Here is a 10,432-nt window from a genome sequence, read left to right as displayed (position 1 = left end):
GACACGGCCCCTGCGGACCGAAAGGCACGGGGCGCAGCCCCTGCTTTTCAGGGGCGCGGGGAACTGCGCGAGAAGCCCCACTCACCCGCAGCCGAACGACCGAACAGCACCTCGAGGGCGCTACCTCTACCCAGCAAACGCCACCCCAAACGCGCCGTGATACAAATTCTCCGCGCGTCCCTGTCCGTCGACAGCCAGCCGCCCAACCCCCCTCATCGAGCCGCACCTTCGCACGCCCAGGAACGCCCGTGTCCTCCCGTACCACCACCCCGCCCTGGCCCCTTGTGGCCCTTTTCACGGCCGGGTATCTCGCCGCGTACCTCCTGCCCACCACCGTGGGCAGACTCGACGCGGCTCTCCCCCTCACCACCACCGAGGCCGGCGCCGTCGGCAGTGCCCTGCTGCTGGGCTCGGCCACGGCGGGCTTCACCCTCGCCGCCCACGTGGAACGCCTCGGCCCCCGTCGCCTCGCCCGCGCGGGCCTGCTGCTCGCCGCCGCCGGCTACGGCACCGCCGCGCTCACCACCGCCCTCCCCGCGGTGGTCGCGGGCGCGGTCCTCGGCGGGTTCGGCTCCGGTACGGCGACCGCCGTGGCCGCGACCGGGATCGCCGCGCAGCGCGACCCGCACCGGGTGTCGACGCAGGGTCTGCTGAGCGTCTCGGCGCTGGCCGGCGCGCTGTATCTGACGATCCCCCAACTGGGCCCCGGTCACGGCCTCCCGCTCGCCGCCCTCGCCCTCACCGCCCTGCTCACCCTCCCGGCGACCACCCGGCTCGCCGCCCCGGTGGCCACCGCCCAGGTCGCCCGCGAACGGGGCCCGCTGCCCCACCTCCGCCACGGCCTGACCCTCGCCGTCACGCTCCTCCTGTGGTCCCTGGCGCAGAACTCCCTCTGGGGTGTCAGCGGCCGGATCGGCACCACCCAGGCCGGGCTCACCGAGGTCACCGTCGGCGCGGTCTTCGCGACGGCGCTCGGCGCGGGCCTGCTCGGGGTGATCGGGGCGAGTGCGCTGGGCGCGCGCTTCGGCCGCGCGCTCCCCATCGGCGCCGGCACCGCGCTCATCGCCGGCTGTATCGCGCTCAGCGCCACCGCGACCGACCTGCCGACCTTCGCGACGGGCGAGATCGCCTGGAACGCGCTCTACCCGGTCGTCCTGTCGTACCTCATCGGCCTCGCCGCGTCCCTCGACCCGCGTGGCCGCTGGGCGGTCCTCATCGGCTCCGCGTCCTCGCTCGGCACGGCGGCCGGCCCCCTCGTCGGCAGCCTGCTCTCCGCCCACGTCGGCTACCCGGCGATGGGCGCGATCCTGGCCGTGGGCCTTCTCCTCATCACGGCCCCCATGACCTGGGTGGCCCTGCGCACGACCACCCTCACGACGGAACACGCCCGCTACCAGGAGCGGGAACGGGACCGGGCCCAGGCGCAGTCCCGGACGGCCGCCGAGCAGCCCGAGTACCGCCCGGCGGCCTGAGCCCCCGTCACCCCGTCACCACCGGCGGCCCGTCCCCCGGTCGTTCATCCGAACTCGTACGCGTCCACCTCGGCGAGATACCGGGCCCGCCGCTCCTCGTCGTGCTCCAGAAAGGACGCGGTGAAGGAGTTGCGGGCCAGTTCGCGCAGCCGGTCCTCGCTCAGGCCCAGCGTCTGCCGTACGGCGTCGAAGTTGTCACCGGCGTACCCGCCGAAGTAGGCCGGGTCGTCGGAGTTGACCGTGCAGAGCAGGCCCGCGTCGAGCATGGCGGGCAGGGGGTGGTCGGCGAGGGTGTCGACGGTCCGCAGCCGGACGTTCGACAACGGGCACAGCGTCAGCGGGATCCGCTCCCGCACCAGCCGCTCGACGAGGGCCGGGTCCTCCACACACCGCAGCCCGTGGTCGACGCGCTCGACACCGAGGACGTCGAGGGCCTCGGTGATGTACTCCGGCGGCCCCTCCTCCCCCGCGTGCGCGACCCGCCGCAGCCCGAGCGCCGCGGCCGCCTCGTACACCTCACGGAACTTGACCGGCGGATGCCCGACCTCGGCGGAGTCCAGCCCGATCCCGACGATCCGGTCGAGATACGGCTTCGCGGCCTCCAGGGTGTCGAGGGCCGACGCGGCGGACTCGTCCCGCAGAAAGCACATGATCAGCTGAGTGGAGATCCCATGCGTCTCCTCGCTCCTCCCCAGGGCCCGCCACAGCCCCTCGACGACCGTCCCGATCCCGACGCCCCGCGCGATATGGGCCTGCGGGTCGAAGAAGATCTCCGCGTGCCGTACGCCCTGGGCGGCGGCGCGGGCGAGATAGGCGTCGGCGAGGTCCGCGAAGTCCTGCTCGGTGCGCAGGACGGCCATCAGCTCGTAGTACAGGTTCAGAAAGGACTGCAGATCCTCGAACTCGTACGCCTTACGGAGCGCGTCCGTGTCCGCGTACGGCAACGCGACCCCGTTCCGGGCGGCCAGCGCGAACGCCAACTCCGGCTCCAGGGTGCCTTCGATGTGCAGGTGCAGCTCAGCTTTGGGGAGGGACATCAAAGCATCGTACGGCTGCTCTACCGCCGTTTCGGAAGCGCCACCCTCATCAGATCGTGCGCCACGGTCAGTTCCCCCTCGAACCCGGCGGCCCGCGCCTGCCGTTCGAACTCCGCGGGCTCGGAGTACCGCTGGCTGAAGTGGGTGAGCACGAGATGCCGTACGCCGCAGTCACGGGCGACCGAGGCTGCCTGACCGGCCGTCAGATGTCCGTGATCAACGGCGAGTTCGATGTCCTCGTCGAGAAAGGTGGACTCGATGACGAGCATGTCGGCCGCGTCGGCGAGGGCGTAGACCCCGTCACACAACCGGGTGTCCATGACGAACGCGAACCGCTGTCCGCGCCGCAGCTCGCTCACGTCGTCGAGGGAGACGTCCCCGATCGCCCCTTCTCTCTGCATCCGCCCGATGTCCGGCCCCTTGATCCCGCGCTCGGCGAGCCGCTCGGGCAGCATCCGGCGCCCGTCGGGCTCGACGAGCCGGTACCCGTACGACTCGACGGGGTGCGAGAGCTTCCGTGCGTCGAGCGTGTAGGACGGCGTGGCGGCCAGCGCCCCGCCCTCCCCGTCGACCGGCGCCTCGACCAACCGGACCGTCTCCCGGTACGCGGTGGCGTACCGCAGGCGGTCGAAGAACCGCTGCCCGGAGCGCGGGTAGTGGGCAGTGATGTCGTGGGGCACCCGGTCGAGGTTGATCCGCTGGATGACACCGGCCAGCCCCAGCGAGTGGTCCCCGTGGAAGTGGGTGACGCATATGCGGTTCAGGTCGTGCGCGGCGACCCCGGCGCGCAGCATCTGCCGCTGGGTGCCCTCACCGGGGTCGAAGAGCAACCCGTCCGCGTCCCAGCGCAGCAGATAGCCGTTGTGGTTGCGGTGCCGGGTCGGGACCTGGCTGGCGGTGCCGAGGACCACCAATTCACGTACGGACACGGCACGTCACCCGGGGGGCCACTGCAGGCCACGGCCGCCGACGACGTGGGCGTGCGCGTGGAACACGGTCTGGCCGGCGCCGACACCGGTGTTGAAGACGATCCGGTAGCTCTCCAGCTTGTCCTCGTCCGCGACGGCCTGCGTCTCGCGGAGGAGGTCCGCGGCGAGTTCCGGGGCGGCGACGGCGAGTGTCGCGGCGTCCGCGTAGTGCGCCTTCGGAATGACCAGGACGTGCGTCGGTGCCTGCGGGTTGATGTCCCTGAACGCGACCGTCGTGTCCGTCTCCCTCACGATCGTCGCCGGTACGTGCCCCGCCACGATCTTGCAGAACAGACAGTCGTCCTGCGGCTCCCCAGCCATCCATTGCCTCCCAGCCACCCGTGTGATCGCCTACGGAGGCATCGTAGCGATGCGTTTCCGCCCCCGCCGCCCTTATCCGTTCCCGTCCCCAGGGGCTGCGCCCCTTCGACCCCCGTCCTCAGGGGCGCGGGGAACTGCGCGAACGGGGTCCGGGGCGGAGCCCCGAGGATGGGACGGGCAGGGGCGGCGGGGGCGAAGAAACTACGCCTCCGGCAGCGAAGGTGCCGCCTTCGCCGGAGTCTCCTCAAGTCCGGCCAGCGCGATCCGGATCGCCTCGTCCAGCTGAGGGTCACGGCCCGCCGCATGATCCTGCGGCGCCTGCACAACCTCCACATCCGGATCGACCCCGTGGTTCTCGACCCCCCACCCGTACCCCTCCAACCAGAAGGCGTACTTCGGCTGAGTCACCAACGTCCCGTCCACCAGCCGATACCGACTGTCGATCCCGACGACGCCGCCCCACGTCCGCGTACCGACCACCGGCCCGATGCCCAACGCCTTGATCGCCGCGTTGACGATGTCCCCGTCGGACCCGGAGAACTCGTTCGCCACGGCGACGACGGGCCCCCGGGGCGCGTCGTCGGGATAGCTGGTCGGCCGCATCCCACGCGGCAGGTCCCACCCGACGATCCGCCGCGCCAGCTTCTCCACTACGAGCTGGGACGTGTGGCCGCCCCGGTTCTCCCGGACATCCACGACGAGCCCCTCCCGGGCGACCTCGATCCGCAGGTCGCGGTGGAGCTGGGCCCAGCCGGAGCCGACCATGTCGGGCACGTGCAGATACCCGAGCCGGCCGCCGGACTTCTCATGGACGTAGGCCCGCCGGTCCGCCACCCACGCGTGGTACCGCAGCGGCTCCTCGTCGGAGATGGGCACCACCACGGGATGCCGGAGATCCCCGCCCCCGGACGGCAGAACGGTCAGCTCTACCGCCTTGCCGGCCGCGCCGACGAGCAGCGGCCCGGGCCCGGCCACCGGATCGACCGGCTGCCCGCCCACGGCGACGATCGCGTCCCCGGCCCGCACGGCCACCCCCGGCGCGGCGAGCGGCGAGTGCGCGTCCGGGTCGGAGGTCTCGGACGGCAGCACCCGGTCGATCCGCCACAGCACGGACCCCTGCGGGCCGTCCTCGTGCCGGGAGATGTCCGCCCCGAGCAGCCCCTGTCGCCGGTCGCCGGAACCGCCCCGGCCGCGCGGGGTGACGTACGCGTGCGAGGTACCCAACTCGCCCTGCACTTCCCACAGCAGGTCCACGAGGTCGTCGTGCGTGGCCAACCGGTCCAGTACCGGGCGGTACCGGTCCAGGACGCCGTCCCAGTCCACCCCGCCGAGATCCGGGCGCCAGAAGTTGTCCCGCATCAGGCGGCCGGTCTCGTCGAACATCTGGCGCCACTCGGCGGCCGGGTCGACGGTCCGCCGTACGCGTGAGAGGTCGACCGTGATGTTGGTGTCGCTCTCGTCGTCGTTCGAGGCGCGCCGGTCGCTGGGGACGACCTTGAGCTTGCCGTCGGTCCACAGCAGAACCCGCTTGCCGTCGCCGCTGACGGAGAAGTGGTCGGCGTCGGAGGCGAGGTATTCGAGGCGCCGCTGGGCGAGGTCGTAGCGCTCCAGGGAGGTCTTCGGGTCCGGGTCGTCGGGCGTGGCCCGGGAGTGGCCGAGGACGCCGGTGACGGGGTGGCGCAGCCACAGCACGCCGTCCTTGGCGGCGCGGAGCGTGGAGTAGCGGGCGGCCTCGACCGGGAAGGGGACGATCCGGTCGGCGAGCCCTTCGAGGTCGATCCGGGTCGCGGGTGCGCCCTCGCTGTCCGGGGTCTCGTCCTTGTCGGGCGCCTCGAACGGGCGGCCGTGGCGCTGCGGCCCGAAGGGCGACGGCGTGGTCGCGGCGAGCGTGATGAGGTGCGGGCGGGCGCCGCTGACGAAGTGGAGGTCGAAGACGTGTTCGTCGTAGACCGGGTCGAAGGCGCGGGCGGAGAGGAAGGCGAGGTGCTTGCCGTCGAGGGTGAACGTCGGCGAGAAGTCCTGGAAGCGGAGCGGGGTCGCCTCGGTCACGGACAGGTCGGCCGTGTTGGCGAGCTTGAGCTGACGCAGCGGGCGCGGGCCGGGGTGCGACCAGGCGAGCCAGGCCGAGTCGGGCGAGAAGACGAGCCCCGACACCTCCCCGTCCTCGCTCCGGTCCACCTCCCGCACTTCCCCCGTCTCCCGTTCGACGAGCAGGACGCGGCCGTCGTGCGTGGCGACGGCGACCCGGCTGCCGTCGGGGGCCACGGCGAGCCCGAGGACGCGGCCCAGCTGCCCGGCGGCGAGCCGGCGCGGGGTGGCGCCCGGTCCGACGCCGGTCGCCGGGGCGAACTCCAGCCCGTCGTCGCCCTCCGCGTCCGTCACCCACACCACCCACTCCTCGCCCTCCACCCGGAAGGTGCGCGGCAGCCGGGCCCGTACGCCCTGCTCGGCGGCGAGCGCCCGGGCGGGGCCGGAGCGGTGGGTGATCCAGTGGACTGATCCGCGCACGGAGATCGCGCTGCCCCGGGCCGTGTGGTCGGGCGAGGCGGAGCCGAACCAGCGGGAGGCGTTCGCCGCGAAGGGCTGGAGGTCGACACGCTGCCCGCCCAGCCGGATGTCGAGCCTGCGCGGCTCGGCCCCGTCCAGGTCGTCCAGCAGCCACAGTTCACCGGCGGACGTGTACACGACCCGGGTGCCGTCGGTGGCCGCGTGCCGGGCGTAGAAGCCGTCGACCGGTGTGTGCCGCCGCAGGTCCGAACCGTCGGCCAGGGAGGAGTACAGGGCCCCGACGCCCTCGTGGTCGGACAGGAACGCGATCCGGTCCCCGACCCACAGCGGGTATTCGAGGTTCCCGTCCAACTCGGCGTGCAGGCGTACGAATTCCCCGGCCGACCCGGAGGCATCGCCGTCCTCGCCGCCCTCGCCCGCGCGGTCGATCCACAGCTTGCCCGCCGTGCCGCCCCGGTACCGCTTCCACCAGGCGGCCTCGCGGCCCATCGGCGCGGACAGCAGCACGGTGGCGGGGCCGTGGGCGACATCGCCGACCGGCCCGTACGGAAGGGTGGTGGCCGGGCCGCCGTCGAGCGGCACGGCGCGCGCCCAGCTCCGCCGGAGGCTGGCCTGCCCGTAGGTGCTGAGCGCGAGGACCTGGCCGTCGGGCGTCCAGCCGCGCACCTGGGTGCGCCAACTCCCCCAGTACGTCAGGCGCTTGGCCGACCCGCCGTCGATGGGCGCGACATGTACCTCGGGCGCGCCGTCCCGCGTGGAGGTCCACGCGACGGTGGTGCCGTCCGGGGAGATCCGGGGATGGTTCACGGGCACGTTGTCCGCGCTGACCCGCCAGGCACGGCCGCCGTCCAGAGGCGCGACCCACACGTCGTCCTCGGCGGTGAAGGCGACCAGGTCGCCGTGCAGGTGCGGATACCGGAAATACGCGAGCTGAGTCACCCGGTCACTGTAAGCAGCGTTCGGCCTGATTGGGAGGGGTTTGGATCATGTCCCTCGTGCCGGGCCTCACTTGCCCTCGGGCCAGCACTGCGGGTCCTTCTGGCACCAGATGGTCTGGGTGACGGTGACCGTCGCGGTCGGTCCGGGCCGGTCCGGCTGGTCGGGGTCCGGCAACCCGGCGCTCGGGGTCGGGTCGGGGGCGTTGCAGTTGCCGAGCACGTCGACGTGGAACCATTCCTTGCCGTCGACCTTCGCGGTCAGATCGCCCCGTACGCACTTGCCGTTGACCTCTTTCGTCACCTTCCCGGTGAGGGAGATGTCCCGGCCTTCCTTGTCCTCACCCGTGCAGTCGACGTTCGCGACGGTGTTGGCGGACGAGGAAGGCGACTTGGACTTCTTGTCATCACCTTGCTTGTCGTCACCCTGCTTGTCGTCACCCTGCTTGTCGTCACCCTGCTTGTCGCCATCGCCGTCGCTGTCGTACGACGCCGTGCAGTTGAGCCACTGGACGTCGAGGCCCTGCCGCTCCAGCTCCTTGGTGCCCATCTGGTCCGTCGTGAACGCGATCGCACCGGTGTTGAGCCCGCCGCCCTCGCAGGCCACCAGGCCCGCGACCGCGCCGATGCCGAGCCCGACTCCCAGCAGGAGCCGACGCCCGCCTGTCCGGTACGCCCTGATACGCCGCCATGCCCCCATGCACGGCAGCCTGCCACCGCCCGTCGCGCCACGGAAGACCACATGCGGCCATGCTGCCGGGAAGAGCGAAAGAGACGGACGCGCGGGAACGGCGTCAGCCGCGCAGCAGCAGCCATTCCTGCAGCTCCACCAAGTTCCCCTCGGGGTCCTTGAGATACGCCACACGCATACGGTCGGTCATACGTGCGGGCCCGTGCAGGAGCCGCGCGCCGCGCGCGGTGATCCGCTCGCAGTACGCGTCGAGGTCGTCGACCCGCAGGACGACCAGCGACCGGTGCCCGTTCGCCGTGTCGGCCAGCTCCCCGAGCACCTGGGCCATCATCGCCCGGTCCTGCAGGGCGATGCCCGCGGACCCGACCGCCGGACTGAACTTCTCGTACGGCCCCTCGGCCGCCCCGGACTGCGGTTTCAGCCCGAGCACATCGGCGTAGAAGCGGTAGCACACGGCGAAGTCGGAGATGAGCAGCCTTACTTGGGCGAGTTCCACGATGCTCCCAGGGGGGTTTGGGGAGGCCGACCGGGACCGGGGGCGGTCAGGACCAGCGTCCGGTTCGGCCCAGCAGCAGCGCCCCGGCCGCCGTCCCGGCGGTCGACGTGCGCAGCACACTGGGCCCGAGTCGATACGTCCCCGCGCCCGCCTCGCCGAAGAGCGCCAGCTCCTCCGGCGACACGCCCCCCTCGGGCCCCACGACGAGCACGATCTCCCCGGCCGCCGGCAGCTCGGCCGTGGCCAGTGTCTCGTCGCCGCTCTCGTGCAGTACGGCGGCGAAGTCGGCCTTCGCGAGCAGCGCCGCGACCTGCTTGCTGGTGGCCGCCCCAGCGACCTCGGGGAACCGCACCCGGCGGGACTGCTTGCCCGCCTCCCGCGCGGTGGCCCGCCACTTGGCTAGGGCCTTCAGCCCCCGGTCGCCCTTCCACTGGGTGATGCAGCGGGAGGCGGCCCAGGGCACGATCGCGTCGACCCCGACCTCGGTCATGGTCTCGACGGCCACTTCGCCCCGGTCGCCCTTGGGCAGCGCCTGGACGACGGTGATACGGGGCTGCGCCGGGGGCTCCTCGACAAGGCACCCCACGTCCATGACGACCAGCCGGTCCTTGCCCTCGGCGGCCTTCACGACGCCCTCCACCCACTGGCCCCGCCCGTCGGTGAGGACGACGTCCTCACCGGGACGCAGCCGTTTCACCGATACGGCGTGCCGTCCTTCGGGGCCGTCGAGCACGATCTCCGATCCCCAGCCGTCGAATCGGTCCACCACGAACACGGGCGCGGTCATCGGACCTCGCTCCCGGCCTGACTCCCGGCCTGGCCGCCGCCCTGGCTGCCGACCCGCGCGGAGGCCTGCGCGGCCTGTGCGGCGGCGATCTCGGCGGCCAGCACCTCGACCAGTTTCCCGGCCGGCAGCTGCCGGGCCATCCGGTGCCCCTGCCCGGCCCACAGCGCCATGCCCTGCGCGTCCCCGGCCTTGGCGGCGGCCTTGCGCAGCGGCGAGGTGAGGTGGTGGACCTCGGGGTAGGCGACGGGCGCGTAGGGGCCGTGCTCGCGCAGGAACCGGTTGACCAGGCCGCGGGCCGGGCGCCCGGAGAAGGCGCGGGTCAGTTCCGTACGGACGAAGAGGGGGTCGGTCAGCGCCTGCTTGTGCACGGCGTGCGCGCCGGACTCGGTGGTGGCGAGGAACGCGGTGCCGAGCTGGGCCGCGCTCACGCCCGCCGTGAGGAGGGCGGCGATCTGGCCGCCGCGCATGATGCCGCCGGCCGCGACCATCGGCAACGCCACCGCCTCGCGGACCTGTGCGACCAGGGAGAGCAGGCCGATGCCGGCGCAGTCCCGCTCCGGGTCGTCCCGGTGGGTGCCCTGGTGGCCGCCCGCCTCGACACCCTGCACGATCACGGCGTGGGCCCCGGACCGCTCCACGGCCTGCGCCTCCTCCGCCGAGGTCGCGGTGACCAGGGTGAGCGTGCCCTTGCGTGCGAGGGCCTCGATGACCTCGGGCGTCGGGCAGCCGAAGTGGAACGACACCACCGGCACGGGGTTGTCGAGCAGCACCGCGAGCTTGGCCTCGTAGCCGTCGTCGCGTCCGCTGTCGGGGTCGCCCAGCTCGGCGTCGTACCAGGTGGCCTCACCGGCCAGCTGCTCCGCGTACACCTCGACGGCGGCGGGCTCGGCGTACTCCGGCTGTGGCATGAACAGGTTCACGCCGAAGGGGCGCGACGTCAGCGCCCTGAGCGCCTTGATCTCCTGATACATCCCGTCGGCGGTCTTGTACCCGGCGGCGAGAAACCCCAGCCCACCCGCCTCGGACACGGCAGCGGCCAACCGCGGCACGGACACACCGCCCGCCATCGGGGCCTGCACGATCGGAAGCGGGACGAGATCGGTCAGTGCGGAGGACATGACGGCATGTTGCCACGTCCTTCGGACATCGCCGAATCGGGTACGGCCGGTCGTTCGGCTGCGGGCGCGTGGGGGCCCTGGTGGTGTTCCTGGGCACGG

The 10,432-nt window shown here is 72.7% G+C and carries 9 protein-coding genes; 1 reads left to right on the top strand and 8 read right to left on the bottom strand.

Annotated features, from left to right (window positions below; translation table 11 throughout):
* Positions 1–248 precede the first annotated feature (248 nt).
* Positions 249–1,472 carry an MFS transporter gene (locus ACFU53_RS42980; protein WP_384005229.1) on the top strand — a complete coding sequence of 408 codons (1,224 nt, stop codon included), beginning with the start codon at positions 249–251 and terminating at the stop codon, positions 1,470–1,472.
* A gap of 44 nt (positions 1,473–1,516) precedes the next feature.
* Here ACFU53_RS42980 and ACFU53_RS42975 read toward each other — a convergent pair whose 3' ends face one another.
* The 8 genes from ACFU53_RS42975 to ACFU53_RS42940 form a co-directional block, all read right to left on the bottom strand.
* Complete coding sequence (locus tag ACFU53_RS42975) at positions 1,517–2,509, bottom strand: adenosine deaminase (RefSeq protein ID WP_384005228.1); 993 nt, start codon at positions 2,507–2,509, stop codon at positions 1,517–1,519.
* Between the two features lie 20 nt (positions 2,510–2,529).
* On the bottom strand, positions 2,530–3,438 hold the full coding sequence (locus ACFU53_RS42970) for a ribonuclease Z (protein ID WP_384005227.1): 909 nt from the start codon (positions 3,436–3,438) through the stop codon (positions 2,530–2,532).
* A gap of 6 nt (positions 3,439–3,444) precedes the next feature.
* Positions 3,445–3,798 carry a histidine triad nucleotide-binding protein gene (locus tag ACFU53_RS42965; protein ID WP_384005226.1) on the bottom strand — a complete coding sequence of 118 codons (354 nt, stop codon included), beginning with the start codon at positions 3,796–3,798 and terminating at the stop codon, positions 3,445–3,447.
* A gap of 201 nt (positions 3,799–3,999) precedes the next feature.
* Complete coding sequence (locus tag ACFU53_RS42960) at positions 4,000–7,245, bottom strand: S41 family peptidase (RefSeq protein ID WP_384005225.1); 3,246 nt, start codon at positions 7,243–7,245, stop codon at positions 4,000–4,002.
* A 66-nt stretch (positions 7,246–7,311) separates the two neighbouring features.
* Complete coding sequence (locus ACFU53_RS42955; protein ID WP_384005224.1) at positions 7,312–7,941, bottom strand: hypothetical protein; 630 nt, start codon at positions 7,939–7,941, stop codon at positions 7,312–7,314.
* A 94-nt stretch (positions 7,942–8,035) separates the two neighbouring features.
* A complete protein-coding gene (locus tag ACFU53_RS42950) occupies positions 8,036–8,428 on the bottom strand; it encodes a VOC family protein (protein ID WP_384005223.1) in 393 nt (130 codons plus the stop codon).
* Positions 8,429–8,474: 46 nt separating this feature from the next.
* Entirely contained in the window at positions 8,475–9,215 is a 741-nt protein-coding gene (locus tag ACFU53_RS42945) for a 16S rRNA (uracil(1498)-N(3))-methyltransferase (RefSeq protein WP_384005222.1), read from the bottom strand.
* Positions 9,212–10,333, bottom strand: coding sequence for a nitronate monooxygenase (locus ACFU53_RS42940; RefSeq protein ID WP_384005221.1), 1,122 nt, complete (start codon positions 10,331–10,333; stop codon positions 9,212–9,214). The genes ACFU53_RS42945 and ACFU53_RS42940 overlap by 4 nt, the downstream gene beginning before the upstream one ends.
* Positions 10,334–10,432: the final 99 nt, after the last annotated feature.

Origin of the sequence: Streptomyces sp. NPDC057474 (genome assembly GCF_042802555.1) — a bacterium.
In the GTDB taxonomy this organism is placed as follows: Bacteria; Actinomycetota; Actinomycetes; order Streptomycetales; family Streptomycetaceae; genus Streptomyces.
Note: the sequence above shows the minus strand (reverse complement) of the source record. Positions and strands in the feature narration are given on the sequence as shown.

What these genes read in the sequence shown, in the direction of transcription:
- ACFU53_RS42975 (WP_384005228.1), bottom strand. Translation starts at nt 2,509, where the DNA reads ATGTCCCTCCCCAAAGCTGAGCTGCACCTGCACATCGAAGGCACCCTG.
- ACFU53_RS42965 (WP_384005226.1), bottom strand. Translation starts at nt 3,798, where the DNA reads ATGGCTGGGGAGCCGCAGGACGACTGTCTGTTCTGCAAGATCGTGGCG.
- ACFU53_RS42955 (WP_384005224.1), bottom strand. Translation starts at nt 7,941, where the DNA reads ATGGGGGCATGGCGGCGTATCAGGGCGTACCGGACAGGCGGGCGTCGG.
- ACFU53_RS42945 (WP_384005222.1), bottom strand. Translation starts at nt 9,215, where the DNA reads ATGACCGCGCCCGTGTTCGTGGTGGACCGATTCGACGGCTGGGGATCG.
- ACFU53_RS42940 (WP_384005221.1), bottom strand. Translation starts at nt 10,333, where the DNA reads ATGTCCTCCGCACTGACCGATCTCGTCCCGCTTCCGATCGTGCAGGCC.